The sequence below is a fragment of the Bacteroides sp. HF-4919 genome (assembly GCF_018860125.1).
The window spans coordinates 104,387-127,726 of the sequence record NZ_JAHKNF010000010.1; the positions used below are offsets into that span (position 1 = coordinate 104,387).

Below are 23,340 nucleotides of genomic sequence, written 5' to 3' on the forward strand. Positions count from 1 at the left end.
ATTGTATTCTTATTTTGAGTTGGATTCATTTCTAAATAGTGCCATCAGCTTCCGCCCTGACCCATTCCAGATAAATGCCCGGATCAGCCTCTGCTGGAGGAGCGATAAAGTGAACATAACTAATTCCGTTTTGCGACTTGTTTCTGAGTGGAAGACGCAGGGACCGAAGCCGTCCGTCTACCCGGACACGTGCCTGCGGACGTTTCTGAGACAAATCCCATTCCAAAGAAACTTCATGCCAACGGTCATCTTTCACTCCCAGTTGCTTGCGGGTCAGAGGAAGTTCGTACATCGATTCATAGCGGGCCACGGTGTCCGAAGGATTCATCCAGCGGTCATTCAGTAACAATGAAACCGAATGGCTTCCCTCCGGAATACGCAGGCTGGCAGTGAACGTCCCTTTCTTCATTGCCGGGAAGTTCCACACTGCCCCACGTGTATCTGCTACCAGCGAGGCATCCGGCTGATAAGACAAATGGAGCACCTGACAACCCTCTTTCTCGGGATGGGATTCGAGCCGGCACCCCTGTATGCGGTTATAGGCACAATGACCTTTAATGCCGTCGATATAATTGAATGTGCTCCATTGCGAAAGAGAATCGCTGAAATTATTAAAACGGCTTTTCTCGTACAGCCAATTCACGTCGAACATCATCATGGCACGATGAAGGGGATGTTGACCGATGGACGCCAGCACCTTGCCCGGAGCTACTTCTACAAACTGCGCCTGATGGACACCACGGTCGATTCCACCGCCATTGACAGCATAATCGGAGTCATTGCGCATGGGGTCCATATAAAGTTCACGAAAACCTGTCCACGTCTTGCCGTCATCATCGGACACAGCTACGTGAGTCACGTCGCGGTTGGTGAAAACATCATCCCAGACACCATTCGTCCCTTCTTTTTCAGACAGAGGAGTAGTATTGCACCAGAAAAGTAACAGTCTACCGTCGACCAACCTGCCAAGGGTGGGCATCGTGATAGTACCGTAAAAAGGCGAAGGTTCCGATTCACTCCATGTCAGACCGCCATCTTGCGAGAAAGCCTGATAATGGCGGTCCTGTGAAGTACGCATCAGCATCCAGAGTGTTCCGTCTTTCAGTTCAACCACAGTAGGCTCCACAGCACCGTGATTCCAACGAATACCTTTGTGGAAGCCTCCTCCCCGATGGTCGGGCGAAGTGACTGTATTCGAGCACTTCCAAGTCAGTCCGTCATCATCGGAAACGTAAGTATAACAGCCTTTCGGTGTCACGCCTCCATGGGCAGCCACCACAATACGCTTGCCGTTCCTGATAAAAACGGGTGGTTTAATCATGATGGAACCGCGGTCAGCCACTTTCGTTAGGGTACGTCCGCCTGCCAGTCCACCGGAAGTACGAATGCAATAAACATCCATCGCCCCCATATCTACCAAACGGATATACTCTTTGCTCACAGGGCTTTGACGGTCTGCAAAAGGCATCTCTTTAGCCCGGTTTACCTGTTTCCAGGTCAGACCGTGATCGGTACTCGACAGATAAACGGCTCCTGCCACTGCCTGTTCTCCATAGTTGTAATGTCTTACTTCACCATTGTCAAGAAGCGACAGACCGATATAAGCATCGGAAGGCGGAGTAGCTACTTTCAAGGGAGCACAGACCGAATCGAGCACTAACGGACGGGCTTGTTGCGCCTGCCCCGGAAGAAAAAAACCTGCCGCCAGCAGGCATAGAGTAGAAAGTCGTTTCATCATATAAATAAGGATATTCAAATGAACTAAAAACCCACCGAAGGGAATTGAATCAATCCGCCCCGATGGGTTTCTGTTATTGTAATGCGGAGAACAGCTTACTTAGCCTGTTCCAGCTGCAATGTCTTAGTCGGCTGGTCGCAAACTTCTGTCGGACCGAAGTACTGGATCGGACCCGGATAAACATAGTCTGTAGTCAGCGCCCACTGATCGCGTTTGGCAGCAAATGTCAGGAACGGTTTGCCATCCAGTTTCACCAATGCTTTCTGGATTACCGGCTTCATTTCACCGTGACGACGTTCCATGTTCATCATCATCGTGATAGGCACACCGCCTGCGATCCATTCGGCAGCAGGGGCAGTTGTGTTGCGTACTGATGACATGTAACCGGTCTTACCGTTGGCAATCAGCATAGAAGCTGTATAACCCAGTGAATAGCAGTAGTCGGCATCGTAGTTTGACGGAGCAGCACAACGTCCTTCGTAACCGAAGAAGTGGTGCTGTGCAGCAAACTTGCCTACATATTTGCCTTCTTCTTTCCACTGAGCCAGTTTCGTACCAACCATTTCAGACAGCAATTTTTCTGTTTCGATCAGTGATACCTGTACGTTTCCGTGCGGGTCGCGGTCCAGAGAAAGCTGACGTGCCACACCTTCGGGAAGGCTTGCATAGATGTCAGCATTTTCTTTCGACAGCTTGCTGATGATATATTCACGCTGACGAGAACGTTTGATGTTGGCGAACTCAACTGCGTTAGCAGCCAGGAAATCGTTCAACTCAGCGATCAGACGTTTCATAGCCGGGATAAATTCAACCAGACCTTCAGGAATCAGCACAGTACCGAAGTTGTTTCCCTGAGCAGCACGGTCAGCCACGATCTTGGCAATGTAAGTCACTACATCATCCAATGACATGTCTTTTGCTTCTACTTCTTCAGAAATGATACATACATTAGGCTGAACCTGCAAAGCACATTCCAGTGCGATGTGAGAAGCCGAACGTCCCATCAGTTTGATGAAGTGCCAGTATTTACGTGCTGAGTTACAGTCGCGCTGGATGTTACCGATCACTTCCGAGTATACTTTACATGCAGTATCAAAACCGAACGAAGTTTCGATCATGTCGTTTTTCAAGTCACCGTCGATAGTTTTCGGGCAACCGATCACTTGTACACCGGCATTCTTTGCAGCATAATATTCAGCCAGAACACAGGCATTTGTATTGGAGTCGTCACCACCAATGATTACCAGTGCTTTGATACCCAGCTTATTGATGATTTCCAGACCCTTCTCGAATTGTTCCGGAGTTTCCAGTTTGGTACGTCCTGAGCCGATGATATCGAAACCACCGGTGTTGCGGTATTCGTCAATAATATCGGCAGTCAGCTCCATATAGTTATGGTCAACCAATCCGCCGGGACCCAGGATAAAGCCGTACAGCTTATTGTCTTTGTTCAGTGTTTTGATACCGTCGAACAGACCAGAGATTACGTTATGTCCGCCCGGAGCCTGTCCTCCTGAAAGGATAACACCTACATTCATGGCAGGAAGCTGGATAGCTTCACCTTCTTCGAATTTAATCAACGGCATTCCGTAAGTGTTCGGGAACAGTTTCTGGATAGCTTCCTGGTCGGCTACAGATTGTGTAGCTGCGCCTTCAACTGCTTTTACTGAGCCTTTCAGCGCTTTCGGAAGTTTGGGCTGGTAAGCAGCCCTGGCAATTTGCAATGCACTTTTAGTCATTTTCTTTATCTTATATTTAAAGGTGTTAGTAATTCGAACTTAAAAGCGTCGCAAATTTCGTGTTTTTTTCCGAATTATGAAAGAAAATGGTGATTTTGTTCTCTGCGGGTATACCACAGAGCAAACGAAGGGCACAGAGCTAAAATCAACGATCTGAACTCTGTGCCCTTCCCGGCTACTTAAAGGTATATCTAACTTCCTCTTTAAAACGTCACCACTGTCTTGTTGCCTGTAGCAGAGACGGCATACACTTTGAAGCCGTCCTTCCAGGCTGTTTTCATGGTAAACGTGGCAGTATTTGAGGGTGCTAATACTCCATCGGAGATACAAACCTTTTTACCCGTTTCATCCACTACTTCATAAGCTACCACATTTTTCCAATTGGTCATGGTAAATGTCGAACCGCTTCGCGTAGCTGTTCCGGATATTATTCCGGGTTTGGTTTTATAGAGTTCTACCGAATTATCAGTTATATACTCTAAGGCAACATCCGGTTTCGGATATCCCAAAGCCTCTACACGCTTCTTTATCTCGTCGATACGGGACTGAGTGACAGTAAGTTTTCCAACTCCATAATCGTCCAGAGTGACATCTATCGGAGTCAGGAATCCCCATTTCGTGAAGAAATCCAGCAAATTGGCTTTAGCTATCAAACTACAGATATACACAAACTCAGTCTGTTGCTCTCCGGCAGTCTTCAGGTTATCGTGCGTACGTATATATTCGTATACATCCGGATAGAATCCTCCTTTATCAGCCTGCTGAAGCGGTGTCTGCCCAAGCACTTTGCCGAAATAAAGCTCCAGTTGCCAGAAAGGAACGAGTTTGCAGAAAACATCACTGTCACTGCCAAAGTTTCCGTGAGGAGCACCTGCCGCGATGATCTGGGTCCAAGCTTTGGAATATCGGTTCCGGCTACCATCTCCCATATTTTCTGTCTGCAGGCGTGAAGGCTGCCCGAAAATCGTAGTCTGAATATACTCCGACATAATGTTATTCGTCACTTCCGTAGTTCCCAGCCATTTCAATCCGGGACGTGTCTGGTTGCAATGCCCTATTTCATGTGCAGGCCCCCAGCATGAAGAAGTTTTCAGTTTATCCACATTACAAAGTTCCGCCAGTGTACCGTCATTGTACGCGGTGTGATAACTGGTGGCATACATATAACTGGTATACATCACATGCAGATACATGCGGTTTTTAAACAATTTATTATACTTATACAGCCCCATCAGTTCCATCTCCGAATTCACGATCTGATCATAAGCATCGATCAATGCTTTTCCGTCCGGAGTGTGAGCACGGAAGCGCTCGGTAGGAAATGTGAGATGTGCATAATGTCCCACCACATCAAAATACTTATCGACCGCATTGTTCAACAATTTATTCCAATCGGAAGCCTGATGTTTGGCTACATCGAAATACCCGTTCACCTGTCCGGAAGCAATGTGTATCTTTACAGGCTGAGCTGTTTCATAGTCAGGAGTGTGATACAAAATATACATCAATCCTTTATTCCGGGCCGTAATCTTGTTGGCTCCTTCAGACAACGGATAGAAGGTACCTCCGAAACCGTCACCACCGGGGACGTCAAGGTTCTGAATCACTGCACTGATAATTTGCCCGTGCGTGTCGCCGACCAAGACCATCAACTGTTCCCCGTCTTTTACCGAAATTCCCGTAGGATTGTCGCGCAGGCTGTAGGGACTGGTCTTATGTGTTTTCGACTGATCATCCGGATTGGGCCACGCTTTATAATCTTGAATACGGAACTCTGTCGGATACTTGCCTTGCTTCATATAGTAAGCTATGTTCTTGTAGAATGAATAAGGACAGTTTTCTATCTCTTCATCGGTAAGTCCAGGCCTCAGCTCAGAACAAGTTACATCAGTGAAAAGAGTTAACGGGTCAAATGCTCCCGGATTCTTTTTATAAAATTCCATTTCGGCACAGGCCGCAAATCCCTGTCCGTCTCCCGAACCTGATTTTACGATAAACTGAACGGATGTGACGCCGATTTGTGCCTTCGGAAAATTAATACGGACTGCGGCATTGGTACCTCCAAAGTTCTTAGTCATTACAGTATTCCATTCATCGGCCCCTCTGGTATTCGCATTTGACTTCACACGGATCTCTACTTCCTTGAAGTTACCATTCGGTCCCGAAGTACGGGGATAATATATAAAATAATCCATATCCGAACCCGCAGGGAAATTATAAGTCAACGTGATAGGAAAATAATGCTCTCCTGCGTTATTCCAATTAGAGTGGTAAATAGTACTCATATCTCCATCGAATGATTTATCAATATTTGAGCCTCCCTGGAAAGAACTTGCCTCGCCCGATTCTACCGGAACCTTAATATCGTCTTTAATACCTTCCATATCTCCGGATTCATATTCTCCCAGTCCTTTTTGAGTAACAGATACCAGAGCCTCAAGCTCTCCACCTACCTCTTTTACAGTAATATTGCCAGTGCGTTCACCGTCTTCAGGATTGGCCGAGACAATATATCTATGTGTCGTAGTCACCATTTCGGATGCACGCGTATCCGCCGGTTTTTCTTTGACCCATTCCGGCAATGTAATCGTCACCGGCACGTTTGTAGTTACATCGAACGCAATATCACTTCCGCTGGCCTCAACAGTAAATGTCTGTTGGGATATCAGAATAGCAGGATCTGATCCCAATTGGCGTACGTTAACAGTTTCCGTCAATGCATCGGCAGTCACTTTGATCACTGCCTCTCTGGTCTCTTTCCCGTCATATCCGGATACATTCACCGTCAATGTACTTCCGTTGACAGCAACCGAACACCAGTCCTTATCAGACCGTGCCGTCCAATTATCCGCATCGGTGACAATAGCAATGTCACGGGTCCCTGCGTCACTTTTAAAGTCAATTGCAGACTGCGCCACCTCAAGGGTGGTCGATGTTACCGTTTTCTCTTCTTCGGCAGAACAAGCATACAGCAACAAAGGTACGATTGCTGCAAAAATCATTGAAATTAGATGTTTCTTCATGTTATTAGGATAAATAAAACAAAGGAAATACAAATTTTGTTCTGGTAAAAAATGTCATTTGTATTTCCTTTTTGATAATTATTTGATTCTTCTATTTAGCATCAAGCCGACAGCCACCGGTTGCGCAGACTCATGCTACTTTATTTAGTCCCTATTGAATCCTGTTTTATTCAATGGTAGTCTCTCCGGTTTCCGGATCATAGGTTTTCACAATTACTTTAGAAAGGGCGAGTTCGGCCAGCGCAATCCAATTGGAACCGCTTGTAGACGATTTCACCTTAAACCAGAGATAACGGTAAGACGCGCCCGCTTTTATAATATCCGACTCGTAAGATGCAGCCTTGGTATTGGGCAAATCACTTAAAGACGCCAACAGGGTTGTCTGGCTTTCATCGTAATTCTTTCCATCAAAAGTATTGCTTCCCAGAATATCTATCTCTTTGGGATTATCCTTATTATTATTATCACGACAAACATAAGAGAACAGGAAAGTAGACAAAGCATTCTCCTCACCCAAGTCGACCACAATGTAATGTGGGAAAGGTGTGGGACTGCTCCATGACATGTGAAAATAAGTGTCGTTCTTTCCATCTATCAGATTGGCGATAGGACCTTCACTGCTTTCCTGATCATCCGTATACAACTGTTTAGCGGACAAAGTCACATCACTCCGGTCTGTTTTAATCTGCTTCGGGGCAGGCAAGGCCCGTGCTGTTATACTGCAACTCTGTGATCCTTCCCCCGCACGGTTGCATGGTTGCAGTGTAAAGTCAATGTCGCCATAGCGGTGCAACAAGTTATCCACCAGCATGGTATCGCTCTTCACACTCGCAAGTCTCAGGCATTTCTTTCCGTCTTCCGGCAACGTATAAGTCACTTTCACATAATAATAATTGGAATCAGCCGGCACTGTCCATTTCAGTTTTATAGCCCCGGCTTTGGCTTCAGCCGACAGTGAATTCTGGTCTATAGTGGTCGGCATGGGGTACTTCTCGTCACTGGAGCACCCTGTCATATTTATCAGGCCCAGTATCGCGCATAGGCCAAGCAGTATTTTTTTCATCTTCAATTCTCTTTATAAAGATTAATAACCCGGATTGTTTACTAATTTTTCATTTCTATTAATGTCGTCAGAAGGTATCGGCAGCAGATATTGAGTCGGTGCCTCAAATTTACGTTCAAAGTCAATCGTCTTAATTGCCGCAAAATCTTCAATAGTGGTGGCGGCGATATTCAATCCCTTGGCTTTAGTTCCAAAATATTGCTCTGCCAGCAACCAGCGACGCATATCCCAGAAATTCTGATTCTCAAGATAGAGTTCGTTCATTCTTTCCTGACGAACAATCTGACGGAGCTTCGTCTGATCCAATGCAGCAACGCCACTCCATGCATTTTCTACCGTGGGGATACCGGCACGCTCTCTTACTTTATTCAAGTATTGTTTGGCAGTTTCCAGATCGTTGGTTTCCACACACGCTTCGGCATATGCCAGATAGAGGTCTGCAAGACGGATGATAGGCCAAGGATATGTATTCAGGTTGGTCGAATTGGTAGATACAACCGTACTGGGGTCGACTCCTTTTTTATTCAGATAACCACTTGGAGTATAATTTCCGGGACGTTGTACGGTCGCAGTACCACGGCTACAGTTACCTCCCAAAACAAAATCACATATTAATCTGCTGTCCGAATTGTCTTTTTTTCCGTTACTCATCACATAAGCGGGATTAGTCGACCCGTTCATTACTTCGTAATATCCTCCCTGAAAAGCTACCCAAGCATAAAAACGAGGTTCACGTTCCAGATTGAACAGAAGCGTTTTACTACCTTCATGGGCCTCATCAGCATGGTCAGCATCCACATTTACAATCTTCAATTTGTCTTTATCTTTATACTCCGGATCTTCATCCCAAGGCAAACCGTTCTTGGTATAGAAACGATTCAACATAGTCCATGTCGGACCGATACCATTCCATGCCCAGCCATCAGTCACAAACGGCAATGACTTATTCTGTATACCGTATGAACCTTCGCTACGGGTTTCTGCAAGCAGTACTTCCGGATTACGAGAGTCCCAATCGACCAAACTGGTACGTAGACATCTTACGGGACCGGCTGCCGGATAAGGGTTCGCATCCTCATTACCTATCTTATAGTCTTGCTTCGTATACAAAGCATGCCCATTCTGCTCGGCAAGGTCAATCGCCTCTTTTATGGCTGTTCTCGCTTTTACCCATTTGTTGGGATCGTAAGTAACAGGCATTAACATATTGCCCGATTTGTCCGCAAAGTTACTGTAGAATGCCGAGTTTCCGTTGAACAACGGAGAAGCTGCATACAACAACATCTTAGCTTTCACCGCTTTTGCTCCCACACTGGTTGCCAGTCCGTAATCTTCTTTATTGGTACGTATGGCAGGCAATGAAGCTGCGGCTTCATCTAACAGATTACATATCCACTCTACACATTCGTCATAGGGAGTCCGAGGCAAATATTCTGCCTGCGAAGCATTTACATTCGGCAGTTCTTTAATCAAGATAATAGGTCCGTAGCAACGTGCCAATTGATAATGATAATAAGCAATCAGGAATTTAACCTGTGCAATATAATCAGCCTTCACACTTTCAGTCAGATCGGGTACCTTGTCGACATTCTCTAAAAACAGGTAACATTGGCGCAATCCCTGAAAGAATGTGTTCCAATAAGAAATCACCGGCGACGAAGCCGTATAGTTTCCTTTCGGAAAACTGGCAAACGTTTCATGTTCAAAAGCTGTAATCACTTCATCTCCCGTCAGCAAATCAAGACTTGCCGACGCTACATTGCTCTGAGGCAGATAACCATAACAAGAATAAACAAAATTCTTTGCTGCATTCCGATCTTTAAATGCATCTTCCTCGGTCGTTATTTCATCAGGAACGATATTCAGGAAATCACATGAACTATATCCCAGCATCAGGAAAAGCAGGAACAGGAGTTTATATATTATCTTCATAAGTATTTATTATTTAAAAGTTAATTGAATACCAACATTATATGTACGCTGTGTCGGATATTTCATACCGGCACCTCCACCCATTTCGGGATCCCACAACTTAAATGGAGAAAAGGTCAGCAGGTTACTTCCATTCACATAGATTCTTGCCCATTTGAAACGATAGCCAATTTCCGCATTCCGCAATTTCAGGAATGAAGCATCGCGCAGCCAATAGGAAGATGATGCAGTATTGTTGTTATTATTATATTGTGTCAACCTTGGATACTTTGCATTCGGATTCTGGTTATCTTTGCTCCAATGGTCATCAGCAATCCACTTCAGGACATTACTTTTACTCTGTGTTCCAAACGGTTCGAAACCACTCATCATTAGTGACACATGGGTTTGTCCCTGGAAGAAGAAAGAGAAGTCCCAATTCTTCCACGTAACAGAAGGGCCGAATCCGTATATTATCTCCGGAATTGTGGGATACCCCAATACCACTCTGTCATCCGATGTTATTTTCCCATCATAATTTCCGTTAGCATCCGGCTGGTCTACATATTTCACATCTCCCGGCGCAATGGCAATATTGCCGATAGTCGACTGAGGGTTATTGGCAATATCAGCCTGATCAATATACAGCCCGTCTGCTACATATCCCCAAATCGAGTTCAAGCTCTTTCCAACCTGCGACAATGCCGGACGAAGTCCTGCCGCTTCATCGTATTTCAAAACTTCATTGTGCGCATAGGTGAATGTTCCCTTCATCTGGATAGAGAGGTCCCGGTTCACCTGTTTTCCGTAGTCCAAAGCAAGATCAAATCCAGTATTCTTCACTTTAGCAAAGTTACCATAGATTTTAGTATTGGCAGTCCCCAAGTAATTCGGTATCGAATTTTTCTGTTGGAAAATGTTATCCCTGATCTCCCTGAATCCGTCGACAGTAATATTTAATGAATTGAAAAACTGCAAATCGGCACCCACATTCAGTTTATGTCCCACTTCCCATGTAAGTTCGTTATTCTGGAAACGATTATAGGTAGGGCCCGATAATGAAGTTGTACTCCCACCATATCCGGTTGTATAAGACGGGCTGCTGTTCAGATTCACAATTGCCAGATAAGCAAAACGATCGCTACCAATCTGGTCATTACCTACCAAGCCATACGAACCACGGACTTTGAAATTGGAAATAACCGGTTTAATAGATTTCCAGAATTTCTCTTCACTGATATTCCATCCCAACGATATGGATGGAAACAATCCCCAACGATGTCCTTTGGCAAAACTTTCGGAACCATTGTATCCGGCATTTACTTCAAGCATGTAACGGTGATCGTAATCATATGACAAACGTGCGGCAACGCCCATCTTACGTTTGGGAAGTGAGCCAATAAGACTGCTGTTTACATTTGTATTATAATCATCCTGGTTATAAAGCAGCATACCGCTTACATTGTGTGAACCGAAGGAACGTTCGTAATTAAGATATCCCTGAATGTAAAACCTGCGGTCGCCGTTAGTACCAAAGAAAGCATCCATCGTATGATTGCTCGGTTCACCGATAGGTGTATTGGTAAAATCATAGGAACCGTCTTCATTTTGTTTATAGTCGGAAAGCTGGTAACTATTGTATCCCTGCAGACGGAACTTCTGATTGTAGCTCCTATTTTTAAATGAGACCAAAGCCCTGAAGCTCAAACCTTTCGTAATAAAATCCAGTTTCTGGTCCCAATTCACATTGGCCACTACCGTGCTCTCGAATGTATCTTTATATCCTGCACTTGAAAGGGCTACCGGGTTGAGCGGTTGATAGTTACCTGCAAGAATACCTCCCCAATGGTACCATGTATCCGATCCTTGCGGAAACATAACCGGAAAATCAACAGGGTTGGTTCCCATAATAGCACTGAATATATCTCCTACTCCATTTCCGTCCTTTGTAGTCAAAGGACCATGCATGTCATTCAACTGCACATTCAGATGCAGCGAAATAGTAGAAGACTTTGACAGATGAAAATCCACGTTGTTCTGAAACGCATATTTCATATAGTCTATATTGTTTTTATAAGAGAAGAAATCACTGGAACGATCCTTCAACATACCGGTTTCATGGTTCATATTGACATTCATAAAATAAGTGATTTTAGAAGTACCCCCACGTACATTAAAATTCGCCTTTTGATTGAATGTTGCATCTTTGAAGACTTCTTTATACCAGTCTACATTAGGATAAATATAGGGGTTCAGATTATTAATTGTACCGTTAATTCTTTCATCAGAATAAAGTACGGCTCCTGTTCCCTGATTGGTAACCGCTTCGTTGTACAAACGCATATATGTAGGTCCGTCAACGATCTCCGGTTTCTTGATCGGAGTATTCACATATCCTTCTATACGCACGCCAATGATCGGCCTTTCAAGATCACTACCCGATTTTGTTTTAATAATAAGTACACCGTTGGCTCCACGAGTACCATACATCGCCGATGCCGTAGCATCCTTCAATACAGAGAAGCTTTCTATTACTTCAGGATCCAACGAGTTCAGGTCTGCTTTAGACACTTCAACTCCGTCTAAAATAATCAAAGGAGAAGTCGCCCCATTCATCGTCGCAACACCACGAATAAAGAAATCGGCAGAATTCTGACCGGGCTCACCACTACGCTGGTAAGCAATCACACCTGACAGGCGTCCGGCAAATGAAGAAGAAAGATTGGCGGAAGGCACCAAAAGGTCTGAAGGACGTACGGACTGAATAGACCCGGTGATAGTCTCCTTCTTTTGTCCTGTACCAAACGCTGTCACCACCACTTCATCCAACTGCTGGGCATCTTCGGATAGGGTGACCGAAATAACCTTTTGGCTACCTACTTTCACTTTCTTGGTAACATATCCTATATATGAAATTTGTATTTCATTTTTAGGAGTTGCCGCAAGTTCAAACTTACCATCCACATCGGTAATAACGCCTGTAGTAGTACCCAGTAGCTGTACAGTTGCTCCAATGATAGGTTCACCGGTTTTAGAATCTGTTACCACACCGATAATTTTGGCTTTTTTTTGTTGTGTGCTTTCCGTTTTCTCTACTTTAAGAATAACCTCATTACCTTTAATGACATAGCTGATATTGCTCCCTTTAAATACTTCGTTCAGGACGTCGTTAATGGAACCTTTACAATCGATACTCTTGAGATTTGTGTTTTTCAAATCATTAGCGTTGTAGAAGAAAGTATATGTACTACTTTTCTCTATAAGCCGGATGGCTTGAGGAATGGTGAGAGACTGACCTTTAACCACAATCTGTCCTTGCGCAGCAAGTGCAGACAACGGATAAAGCAGCAGAGCCATGACGATGTATTTAAGACACCGCTTCTGACAAGAAAATAAAAACTTGTTCATGCTTCAATTTTTAGATTTAACATTGGGTTAATAAATATTAGTTGTAAATAAGAATTCCTTCATTCATTTCTTTGCTTCTAAGATTCAGGCTAAAACAGATTTTATCAATAACGTCTTCCAAAGATTCATCATAGCGGATACTTCCGGTGAAAGCACAATTTTTATTCACTTTGTCGCTAATGGTGATATGAGAGCCATACATTTGATTCATAATACGGGTTAAGTGTTCCAAATTAAATTGGGTAAAGTTATAGCGCCCGTTTTGCCATTCTATGTTTTCTATCCGCCTCAGCTGAGTTCTTGCACTAACAGGATTATACACTAATTCCTGGAGTGGTTTCATTGCTATTTTATCATGGGTGGATTCTATATTAAATTCAATGCTCCCATTAAATAGTGTAATTTCATTCGCATTAGGGTTATTCTGTCTTATCAGAAAGCAGGTTCCTTTCACTTCGATAAATGCTTTATCAATGTATACTCTGAATTTACTACCCGAATTCTTGCGAACTTCAAAAAGTGAATTGCCTTTCAGCCATACATCCCTGCATTCTTTAAAGTTTTCGGCAAAACGTATGGAGCTCCCCGGCTGCATCCATACTTTCGAACTATCCGGCAATAGATACATTCTGCTTTCTTGTGCCGTAAATTCAATATATTTCTCTATTTGAGTTCTACCCGTATTAGAGTACATCCAAAGTCCACCCACGATCAGAACAAGAGCTACAGAAGCAGCGATATACCATAGTTCTAAAGGAACTAACGTTATTACGCATAAAAAAAACAAGCAATTATTATTATCGGACAAAAACCACATATAGCACTATAAAACAATGAATTAACATCCATAAAAACCAAAATATGTATGCTATCGATATCATCAGAGACGATTTTCAATTAAAAAGTTATAATTCACATGTGGTGGTAAGCAGGTCTGTTGTGTATTTAGTTTTAGATAACACAAAATAGATTTAAGAAATGGATAAAAACAACAAGGAAATCGATCTGATCAAAAAACTATTATCAGATCGATTAGACAAAAAAGGACGTAAAAAGCTCTATCATTCGAATTTGATAAAGAAACAAATGAGAAAACAATGGAATGAAAACAAAAATAATCCGGTAGATACAGAGATTGGAAATCAGATATGGAATAAGATCGAGAACAGATGCAAAAAAGTTCACAAAAGAATAGTTCCTTTAGAACTTATCCAATAAATATATGTTGCTATTATTTTATTTATATAATAAGTGGATACATTATTCTATTAAGTCCATATAATAAGACAATACAGCCATCATAACATAATATCAATTAAACAAAATATGTTATTTTTTAATATTCTTGTAGAAACTGCATCTATTTAGAACAAAAAGATTACTTTTGCACCTCTAATTACTAAAACAGATGCAAGAGAAAGAAACAGTCAGGAAATTAAAGCATGGCGATCAGGAAGCATTTGCTTTTTTATACAATCATTACTGGAAACAGGTCTATAATTTCACAAAGCTTTATTTCACCGCTTCAATGGACATTGAGGAGATTGTGCAGGAAGTATTTGTGAAAGTATGGGAATCTCACCATTTTTTAGATGAAAACAAAAGTTTTGAGGGCTATCTCTTTATCATAACCCGGAATGTTATATTCAATCATTCACGCAGATACTATAAAGAAACAGCCCTCAAAATAACTGCGATACAAGCAGTCGAGGAATCTTATGATATGGAAGGAGAACTGGATGCCGCTGACTTAAAGAAATACATCGATGAACTTGTCATGCAACTTCCTCCCCGCCAACAAGAAGTATTCCGTATGAGCAGGGAGCTGCACATGAGCAACAAAGAAATAGCAGAACATTTTTCTATTACCGAAAAAGCAATAGAGCGGCATATCAACCTGGCTCTGAGATTTCTAAAAAAGAATCTTAATCTTTTCATGCTGTTCATGGGAGCGTGACTAAAATCGAGATTCCATTATTTTATCTGCCATCCACCTCCCAGTGCCTTATACACCTGTACCACAGCAATCAGTTCATCCCGCATCGCATTGCTAAGTCCGATCTGGGCATCGAAATACCCACGCTGGGCATCGAGTACATCGAGATAATTCGTCACTCCATTGATATATTGCAATTGCGCCAGATCTACGTAACTCTTAGCCGAACGTTCCAATTTGGCACGAAGATCATATACTTCCTTGATTTTATTAAAGTTCACAATCGCGTTCCGAGTCTCTTTGAAAGCGGTCAGGACAGACTTTTCGTAGCTGTGCACTTCAGCCTCGTAAGCAGCTTTCTTAGCTTTGAGGGCAGCACGATTTTTACCCCAGCCAAAAATTGGTGTAAGCAAAGCACCCTCCATTATACTATAAGGCGACTTCAACAGCTCGGAAAGTGCAGTGCTCTCCGATCCTACCCTGCCGGTAAGTGAAATGCGTGGAAACATATTTGTATAGGCCACCCCTACCCGGGCATTGGCGGCAATCAATTTCTGTTCAGCCTGACGAATGTCAGGACGGCGTTCAAGCAGTCCTGAAGGCAAACCGACAGGTAATTCCTGCGGAAAATTGAACTCCTGCAACAAGCGGCTACGTGTAATCTTATTGGGATACTCACCGGCAAGGAAAGCTATATCATTCTCTTTCAACGAGATTTTACGCTCCAGATCGGGTACCAACGTAGCAGTACGTGCCAACTCTACCTGAGACTGGCGATAAGAAGTCTCGGAGGTCAGTCCCCCTTCAAAGCGGATACGGGCAAGGCGCATCCCCTCTTCACGTGCCTTCAACGTTTGACGGACAATGTCCAGTTCGGTATCAAGAGCCACCAGTTCATAGTACGCCTGAGCCACTTCAGCTACAATAGTCATCCGAAGAGCGCGTTGTGCCTCAACGGACTGAAGATACTCGGCAATGCTGGCGGAACGTGCCCAACGAAGATTTCCCCAGAGGTCGAGCTCCCAGGAGAAAAGAAGTTGCGCCTCGAAAGTATCTCTACGTTTGAAAGCATCTCCACCATGGTTTTCGTTTTCCCGTTCAGCAGTCACCGTACCTTTAATGTCCGGCAACAGATTTGCTGTCGAAATGCGTTTTTGAGCTGCCATTTCCTTGACACGGGCAGCGGCTATCAACATATCTTTATTATGCTCCAGTGCCCGGTCTATCAGACTCCGGAGGGTACTGTCAGTATAAATCTGCCACCATTCCCTATCTCCGAAGCTCAGGGTATCCTGATGCTGTGCCAGACTATCGGGCAAGTTAAGGTCGGGACGGACATAACTTTTTCCTATCTTGCAAGAACCCAAGGTAAATGCAGTTAGTAAGAGAGTAATATATAAATAGCTTCTTTTCATAATTCAATCAATTTTCTTTTTAGACTTGAACGGTAACTTCACGTTCACATTCGGCACATTTCTCAGTTTTGCTTTTGTTTTATAGACCAGTACGAAGAAGAACGGAACAAGGATAATGCCCACTACAATAGCAAAAATCATTCCGAAGAATACTCCCGTGCCGATGGCCGCACGGCTTGCCGAACCGGGACCGGTTGCCAACACCATCGGAAGCATACCCAGTACAAACGCGAGCGAAGTCATCAAGATGGGGCGGAAACGCAATTGTGCCGCATGGATGGCTGATTGCACCAGATCACCTCCCCGGTCCACCTGCACTTTCGCAAACTCTACAATCAGGATGGCGTTCTTGGCCGCCAATCCGACAAGCATCACCAATCCGATCTGGAAATAGACATCATTTTCCAGTCCGCAAATCCATACCCCCAGATAAGCCCCCAGAGCGGCTACCGGCAGCGAAAGCAATACGGCAATGGGCACTGTCCAGCTTTCATACTGTGCAGCCAGGAAGAGGAATACAAAAAGGAACACTAATGCCAGTACCAATCCGGTCTGCCCACCTGCCTTTTTCTCTTGATAAGAGAGACCACTCCATTCCAAGCCAATATTATCAGGCAGATGGTCACGTGCAATCTGCTCCATAATCTCCATAGCCTGACCGGAACTATAGCCCTGCGCCGCCTCACCACGAAAAACAGCAGTGGTAAACATATTAAAACGTTTAATGCTACCCGGGCCGGTGGTATACGATGCGTTACCCAGAGAAGTCAGCGGGATCATCGCTCCATTAGAGGCCTTCACAAAAAACAGGTTGATATTGTCTTTATGTTCCCTATAGGGTGCTTCAGCCTGAATGTATACCTTATAAATACGGTTGAACATATTGAAGTCGTTCACATAGACCGATCCCGTATAGGCTTTCATGGTTGAGAAAACATCCGCCAGAGGCACACCAAGCATCTTCACTTTATCGCGGTCTACATCGAAGTAGAGTTGTGGGATATCCGACTGAAGTGAAGAGGAAAGTCCTGTCAGTTCCTTGCGTTGGGAAGCGTAATACATCAAAGTATCCGCCGCCTGCACCAAATTATCGAAAGTAGCTTCACCACGCGCTTCGAGTTGCATTTCGAACCCACCCGAGGTTCCCAAACCGGGAATGACAGGAGGAGTGGAGAGATAAACCTTACATTCCGGATACTCACTCAGATCGCGACGAACGTTTGTCATAATCTCGTCTATCGAAGTATTCTTGCGGTCTTCCCACGGCTTCAAAATTACGGTTAACTCACTCCGTGCCTGGTTGCTGCCCACACGGGGACTGCTTCCGGTCACATTCTGTACATACGCTATATACGGATTCTTTTCCAGATAAGTGATGGCACGATCCGTTACCTCCCGGGTACGCTCCAGCGTAGCCCCTTCGGGCAACTCCAATTCTATCTTGAAATAGCCTTGGTCTTCCACCGGAAGGAAACTTGTCGGAATCAGACGGTGAATCAACAGAATACCGATCAGTACTACCCCGAAACCGGCCAATACACGACGCGGATTACCAATTACCCGGCGGATAGCGACTACATACTTATGATTGCCCACGTTCAACCAGTGGTTGATTTTGCGGAAAACAATGTTCTTCTTTTTACCGTTATCCGGTTTCAGAATCAACGAACACATGACCGGACTCAGCGTCAACGCCACTACAGTAGAAATCAGTACGGATACAGCAATGGTAATAGTGAACTGACGGTAAAGCTGCCCCGTAATACCGCTGAGGAAGCTCACCGGAACAAACACCGCACAAAGCACCAGAGAAGTGGCAATCAACGCACCCGCCAATCCGTTCATGGCTTTCTTCGTAGCTTCGTACGGTGAAAGTTTCTCTTCCTCCATAATACGCTCCACGTTTTCCACCACGACAATGGCATCATCCACTACAATACCGATAGCAAGAATCAGCCCCAACAATGTCAATATATTCAGCGAAAAGCCAAAGATCAACATGAAACCGAACGTACCGATCAATGAAATAGGAACGGCAACTATCGGGATCAACGTAGCCCGCCAGCTCTGCAAAGAGAGATAAACGACGAGCACCACAAGAACCAGCGCCTCAAACAGGGTTTTGTATACTTCATGAATGGACTCGGAAATATAAGTCGTCATATCGAATGGCACCTCATAGCTCAACCCCTCCGGGAAGTTCTTGCTGATTTCATCCATCGCTTCCTTGACACTTTTTGCAACTTCCATCGCGTTAGCGCCCGGAAGCATATAAATGCCCAGAACGGCAGCATTCTTGCCATTGATCCCACTCTCCGTACTGTATGAAGAAGCTTCGAGAGAAACCCGTGCCACGTCACGCAAACGGATGATAGAACCATTCGTATTGGCACGGATCACAATGTTCTCAAATTGCTCTACAGTAGAAAGGCGTCCTTGTGTAGTGATAGGAATCGTTACATCGAGTCCCTTCACCGGCTGCTGACCAAGTACACCTGCAGCCGACTCACGGTTCTGATCTTTCAGCGCATTCTGTAAATCCTGTACAGTCAGTCCGAAGTTTGCCAGTTTATCCGGTTCCGCCCATATCTGCATGGCATAGTAACGGCTACCGATATTCGAAACACGTCCTACTCCCGGAATACGACGGATTACATCGAGTACATTGATCGTGGCAAAGTTACTCAAATAAATTTCGTCGAACTTCGGATCAGACGACATCAGCGTAAGGGTCATCAACTGGCTGGGTGCCTGCTTCTCTACGGAGATACCGTTCTGAATAACTTCAGCTGGCAAACGGCTTTCCGCCAGTTTCACACGGTTCTGGATTTCTACGGCCGCCAAATCCGGATCGGCAGAAACATCAAAAGTAACCGTTGCCGAAAATCCTCCGGAATTGGAACTGTTCGACTCCATATAAAGCATACCCGGTGTTCCGTTAATCTCCTGCTCGATAGGAGTTGCCACTGCCTGTGAAACCGTCAATGCGCTGGCTCCCGGATAAGAAGCACTGATCTTCACTACCGGAGGAGTGATCTGAGGATACTGGTCGACAGGCAACATGGTCAGACCAATGATGCCGATAATGACAATCAGTATCGAGATAACGATCGAGAAAACAGGTCTATCTATAAAAAAACTAACTTTCATATTCTATAAGGCCTCACCCCACCCCTCTCCCAACGAGAGGGAGGAAGAGTTTCTTTTAAATTATACGTTCTTATTTATCTCAGGAAAGGAGTCATTCGCTCTCCTTTTTCTCGGTTAGTGACTGAGGTAAAGTAGCCCTCACCTTCATTCCCGGCGTCAGTTTGTGATATCCTTCTATTACCACTTCTTCGCCTGCAGCCAATCCTCTCTCCACTACAAGTTTATTGCCAAATTCAGGTCCCAGCTCTATAAATCGTTTCTCTACCGTTGAATCTCTGCGCATGGTATAGATATAGGCTCCACCCTTCTCGATAGTTACCGCCTTGTGCGGCACCACAATCGCTCCTTCGCGTACATCCAGCAACAGCTTTACCTTTGTGAACTGTCCCGGAAGCAACACCTGCTTCGGATTCGGCATCTCTGCCCGGACTGAAAAAGTACCTGTCTGGGGATCTACCTGAGGTTCGGCAAAATCCACATATCCCTTGTAAGGATACACCGTATTGTCCGCCAATGTAATAGTGATGTTCGGCTGCCAGGAACGAGAAGAGTCCTGTTGCCCGATATTAATATTGCGTTCTTTGCTCTTCAAATAATCCAGAGCAGTCATACTGAAATCTACCAGTACAGTGTCACTTTTCACAACTGTAGCCAACAGCGATTTACCACCCGGTCCCACCAGAGTTCCCAAGTCCACGTTACGCTCACTGATATGACCCGACAGCGGAGAACGAACCAATGTATAACCCAGTTCCAACTCGGCCTGTGCCAGATCTGCCTCGCTCATAGCGACGGTCGCCACCGCACTTTCATAAGCTGCCTCCGCATTATCCAGATCCAACTGACTGGCCGCATTTTGCGCATACAACGGCTTGATACGTTCCAAATCCCGTTTTGCCTTCAATGCTTGTGCTTCATCTTTTTTCAATTGTGCCCGTGCCTTATCTGCTTTGGCACGATACTGATCCTGATTGATCACAAACAGCACCTGATTTTTATTCACATACGTTCCTTCGGCAAAAAGCATACTTTCCAGATATCCTTCCACCCGCGCCCGAACTTCGACAAACTGTTGTGCACGTATACGCCCCACATACTCTCCGAAAATCTCTACATTGTCCCTTTCTGCCGGTTCTACAATCACAGTAGGTATCTCCGGCTTTGCTTTATGTGGCCGCGTCAGAACCCAGTAAATGCCTACCACCAAAGCCAAACAGACGATGCCCACTATTGTTCTTTTTCTCCTTAGTTTCAGCTCTTTTCTCGTTAAAAATAGTCTCATGCTTGTTTGTATTATTAAAATTAACTTATCCTTTCTTAGCTACTTTACAAATCAGATACCAAACTATGTCCCGAATATATCTTTTTAACTAAAAAGCTCTCTCCAATGCCCTGAAGAAGCTGTTTTAGTGATCTTCCGAACATAACTGCCGTTTATCCAAAGTGTGGAATTGTGTCCCTGATTGGGGAATTATTCCACAAAAGGGTCACAAAGATAATTCTTTTCTGCATAAGTTCCATAACTTGCACTTTTAGTGTCATTCACTACTTACTTACCAAATAATAATATAAATTTGTAGTGCATTCATAAAAATAACACTATAATGAAAAAACATTTGTCACTGATATTAGTTCTGTTACCGGCTTTTTTTCTGGCATTGCCCGCTATGGCACAGCAACGTAAAAAAGTCGGAGTGGTACTCAGCGGAGGAGGTGCGAAAGGGGTAGCACATATCCAGGCTCTGAAAGTCATTGAAGAAGCCGGCATCCCAATCGATTATATAGTAGGCACCAGTATGGGATCCATAATCGGTGGATTATACTCCATCGGATATACTCCGCATCAACTGGACAGTATGGTACGCAAACAAGACTGGATGTTTTTACTCAGTGATCGTGTAAAGCGTAGTGCCATGTCACTCAACGAACGCGAAAAATCAGAAAAATATGTCTTTTCATTCCCCTTTACCAAAAGCCCCAAAGACGCCGTTTCCGGTGGAATCATAAAGGGACAGAATCTGGCCAACCTATTTACGGAACTGACAGTAGGCTATCATGATTCCGTTGATTTCAACAAACTGCCTATCCCCTTTGCGTGCGTATCACAAAACATCGTAAATGGCGAACAGATTGTATTCCACAATGGAGTGCTTGCCACAGCAATGCGAGCCAGCATGGCGATTCCCGGAGTGTTCACACCTGTGCGCAAGGATAGCATGATTCTGATTGACGGCGGCATGATTAACAATTATCCCGTAGATGTAGCCAAATCGATGGGCGCCGATGTTATCATCGGTGTAGATGTGCAAAACAACTTGAAAGGGATCGACAAACTTAACAGTGCTCCGGACATACTCTCCCAAATCATTGACCTGACGACCAAAAACAATCATCAAAAAAATATCAGCCTGACCGATACCTATATAAAGGTGAACGTTGAGGGATATTCTTCGGCCAGTTTTACCCCTTCGGCCATTGATTCTCTGATGCACCGAGGAGAAGAGGCAGCTCGTAAGCAATGGAACTCCCTGCTCGCTCTTAAAAAGAAAATCGGTATTGCAGACACTTTCAAACCCGAGTCACATGGTCCTTATACCTTATTTTCAAGCACCCGGACTTTGCCAGTGAAGGAAATTACTTTCTCTGATGTAGAAGAAAACGACAAGAAGTGGTTAATGAAAAAATGCAAACTGCAAGAAAACAGTGAAATCAGCATGCGACAGATTGAACAAGCACTATTCATTCTGCGCGGGAACCAATCTTACTCAAACGCCAGTTACACGTTAACCAATACCCCTGAAGGCTATAATTTAACCTTCCTGTTAGAGAAAAAGTATGAGAAAACTATCAATGTAGGTCTCCGCTTCGACTCGGAAGAGATAGCTTCGCTATTGATAAATGCCACAGCACAATTAAAGACCCACATTCCTTCCAAAGTTTCTGTTACCGGACGACTGGGCAAACGATACATGGCCCGGGTAGATTATACCCTGGAACCCATGCAACAAAGAAACATCAATTTCTCGTACATGTTCCAGTACAATGACATCAACATTTATGATCATGGCGACCGTGCCTACAACACAACTTATAAATATCATCTGGGTGAATTCGGATTTTCGGATGTGTGGTATAAAAATCTCCGGTTTGGATTCGGCGCACGAATCGAGTATTTCAAATACAAAGATTTCCTTTTCAAGAAACCGGAATTTACAATGGATGTCAACTCCGAATACTTCATCAGTTATTTTGCGCAGTTACGTTACAACACCTTCGACAAAGGATACTTCCCATCCAAAGGCAGCAACTTCTCCGGTGCTTATTCATTGTATACGGACAACTTCGCCCGATATAACGGACATGCCCCCTTCTCCGCACTCAGTGCCTCCTGGGAAAGTGTGTTCTCTGTCAGCAACCGTCTGGCCCTGATCCCGGCTATTTACGGCAGAGTACTGATCGGGCAGGAAATTCCTTATGCCTACGAGAATGCGTTGGGAAGTGACGTGTTCGGACGTTATTTGCCCCAGCAACTCCCGTTCGCCGGAATTTACAATATAGAATTAACGCACAATTCCGTTGCCGTGGCTTCTCTAAAGCTGCGCCAACGCATGGGGAGCAAACATTATATAACGTTAGCCGGAAACTTTGCCTTGAGTGACGATAATTTTTTCAAGATCCTGAAGGGCAACCGGATTTACGGTTGTAGCATCGGATATGGCTTGGACAGCATGTTCGGTCCATTAGAAGCATCATTGGGGTATTCCAACCAATCCAAGGACGTAGGATTTTACGTAAACCTGGGATTTTCTTTCTGACAATACCAACCTCTTTCTTCCGGCAGGGGGTGTAGCCCCACGAGGTAAAGGGTGTAGCCCTCCCGCCAATAGGGTGTAGCCCCGGCATACGGATGGCTACACCCTCTGCTAAAATGCGTCTGTAACCACCAAACAACAAGAC

At 44.5% G+C, this 23,340-nt stretch carries 13 protein-coding genes; 3 read left to right on the forward strand and 10 right to left on the reverse strand.

Annotated features, from left to right (window positions below; genetic code table 11):
• Positions 1-31: 31 nt before the first annotated feature.
• The 7 genes from KO473_RS17180 to KO473_RS17210 all read right to left on the reverse strand — a co-directional run bounded on the left by KO473_RS17180 (position 32) and on the right by KO473_RS17210 (position 13,576).
• Positions 32-1,735, reverse strand: a complete 1,704-nt coding sequence (locus KO473_RS17180; protein WP_122130736.1) for a sialidase family protein — start codon at positions 1,733-1,735, stop codon at positions 32-34.
• Positions 1,736-1,833: 98 nt separating this feature from the next.
• Positions 1,834-3,477, reverse strand: a complete 1,644-nt coding sequence (locus tag KO473_RS17185; protein ID WP_005780146.1) for a diphosphate--fructose-6-phosphate 1-phosphotransferase — start codon at positions 3,475-3,477, stop codon at positions 1,834-1,836.
• 203 nt (positions 3,478-3,680) lie between these two features.
• Entirely contained in the window at positions 3,681-6,500 is a 2,820-nt protein-coding gene (locus KO473_RS17190) for a M60 family metallopeptidase (protein WP_122130710.1), read from the reverse strand.
• A gap of 166 nt (positions 6,501-6,666) precedes the next feature.
• Positions 6,667-7,563, reverse strand: a complete 897-nt coding sequence (locus KO473_RS17195) for a discoidin domain-containing protein (protein WP_122130709.1) — start codon at positions 7,561-7,563, stop codon at positions 6,667-6,669.
• 21 nt (positions 7,564-7,584) lie between these two features.
• Entirely contained in the window at positions 7,585-9,495 is a 1,911-nt protein-coding gene (locus tag KO473_RS17200) for a RagB/SusD family nutrient uptake outer membrane protein (RefSeq protein WP_005780152.1), read from the reverse strand.
• Positions 9,496-9,504: 9 nt separating this feature from the next.
• Positions 9,505-12,882 (reverse strand): TonB-dependent receptor, encoded by a 3,378-nt coding sequence (locus KO473_RS17205; RefSeq protein WP_122130708.1) that lies wholly within the window; start codon positions 12,880-12,882, stop codon positions 9,505-9,507.
• Positions 12,883-12,919: 37 nt separating this feature from the next.
• Positions 12,920-13,576 carry a FecR family protein gene (locus KO473_RS17210; protein ID WP_032537505.1) on the reverse strand — a complete coding sequence of 219 codons (657 nt, stop codon included), beginning with the start codon at positions 13,574-13,576 and terminating at the stop codon, positions 12,920-12,922.
• Between the two features lie 284 nt (positions 13,577-13,860).
• On the opposite strand from KO473_RS17210, the gene KO473_RS17215 reads away from it, so the two are divergent.
• On the forward strand, positions 13,861-14,100 hold the full coding sequence (locus KO473_RS17215; protein ID WP_022012434.1) for a hypothetical protein: 240 nt from the start codon (positions 13,861-13,863) through the stop codon (positions 14,098-14,100).
• Positions 14,101-14,290: 190 nt separating this feature from the next.
• Positions 14,291-14,839: an RNA polymerase sigma-70 factor gene (locus KO473_RS17220; protein WP_005780158.1), complete on the forward strand. Its 549-nt coding sequence runs from the start codon at positions 14,291-14,293 to the stop codon at positions 14,837-14,839.
• A gap of 17 nt (positions 14,840-14,856) precedes the next feature.
• Here KO473_RS17220 and KO473_RS17225 read toward each other — a convergent pair whose 3' ends face one another.
• The 3 genes from KO473_RS17225 to KO473_RS17235 all read right to left on the reverse strand — a co-directional run bounded on the left by KO473_RS17225 (position 14,857) and on the right by KO473_RS17235 (position 20,665).
• A complete protein-coding gene (locus KO473_RS17225) occupies positions 14,857-16,233 on the reverse strand; it encodes an efflux transporter outer membrane subunit (RefSeq protein ID WP_005807343.1) in 1,377 nt (458 codons plus the stop codon).
• 3 nt (positions 16,234-16,236) lie between these two features.
• Positions 16,237-19,383 (reverse strand): efflux RND transporter permease subunit, encoded by a 3,147-nt coding sequence (locus KO473_RS17230; protein ID WP_005780162.1) that lies wholly within the window; start codon positions 19,381-19,383, stop codon positions 16,237-16,239.
• A gap of 91 nt (positions 19,384-19,474) precedes the next feature.
• On the reverse strand, positions 19,475-20,665 hold the full coding sequence (locus tag KO473_RS17235; protein ID WP_005780164.1) for an efflux RND transporter periplasmic adaptor subunit: 1,191 nt from the start codon (positions 20,663-20,665) through the stop codon (positions 19,475-19,477).
• Positions 20,666-20,987: 322 nt separating this feature from the next.
• On the opposite strand from KO473_RS17235, the gene KO473_RS17240 reads away from it, so the two are divergent.
• Positions 20,988-23,198: a patatin-like phospholipase family protein gene (locus KO473_RS17240; protein ID WP_005807345.1), complete on the forward strand. Its 2,211-nt coding sequence runs from the start codon at positions 20,988-20,990 to the stop codon at positions 23,196-23,198.
• Positions 23,199-23,340: the final 142 nt, after the last annotated feature.

Excerpts from the sequence above, each read along its gene's own strand:
- KO473_RS17180 (WP_122130736.1), bottom strand. The coding sequence starts at position 1,735 with ATGAAACGACTTTCTACTCTATGCCTGCTGGCGGCAGGTTTTTTTCTT.
- KO473_RS17185 (WP_005780146.1), bottom strand. The coding sequence starts at position 3,477 with ATGACTAAAAGTGCATTGCAAATTGCCAGGGCTGCTTACCAGCCCAAA.
- KO473_RS17190 (WP_122130710.1), bottom strand. The coding sequence starts at position 6,500 with ATGAAGAAACATCTAATTTCAATGATTTTTGCAGCAATCGTACCTTTG.
- KO473_RS17195 (WP_122130709.1), bottom strand. The coding sequence starts at position 7,563 with ATGAAAAAAATACTGCTTGGCCTATGCGCGATACTGGGCCTGATAAAT.
- KO473_RS17200 (WP_005780152.1), bottom strand. The coding sequence starts at position 9,495 with ATGAAGATAATATATAAACTCCTGTTCCTGCTTTTCCTGATGCTGGGA.
- KO473_RS17205 (WP_122130708.1), bottom strand. The coding sequence starts at position 12,882 with ATGAACAAGTTTTTATTTTCTTGTCAGAAGCGGTGTCTTAAATACATC.
- KO473_RS17210 (WP_032537505.1), bottom strand. The coding sequence starts at position 13,576 with ATGTACTCTAATACGGGTAGAACTCAAATAGAGAAATATATTGAATTT.
- KO473_RS17215 (WP_022012434.1), top strand. The coding sequence starts at position 13,861 with ATGGATAAAAACAACAAGGAAATCGATCTGATCAAAAAACTATTATCA.
- KO473_RS17220 (WP_005780158.1), top strand. The coding sequence starts at position 14,291 with ATGCAAGAGAAAGAAACAGTCAGGAAATTAAAGCATGGCGATCAGGAA.
- KO473_RS17225 (WP_005807343.1), bottom strand. The coding sequence starts at position 16,233 with ATGAAAAGAAGCTATTTATATATTACTCTCTTACTAACTGCATTTACC.
- KO473_RS17230 (WP_005780162.1), bottom strand. The coding sequence starts at position 19,383 with ATGAAAGTTAGTTTTTTTATAGATAGACCTGTTTTCTCGATCGTTATC.
- KO473_RS17235 (WP_005780164.1), bottom strand. The coding sequence starts at position 20,665 with ATGAGACTATTTTTAACGAGAAAAGAGCTGAAACTAAGGAGAAAAAGA.
- KO473_RS17240 (WP_005807345.1), top strand. The coding sequence starts at position 20,988 with ATGAAAAAACATTTGTCACTGATATTAGTTCTGTTACCGGCTTTTTTT.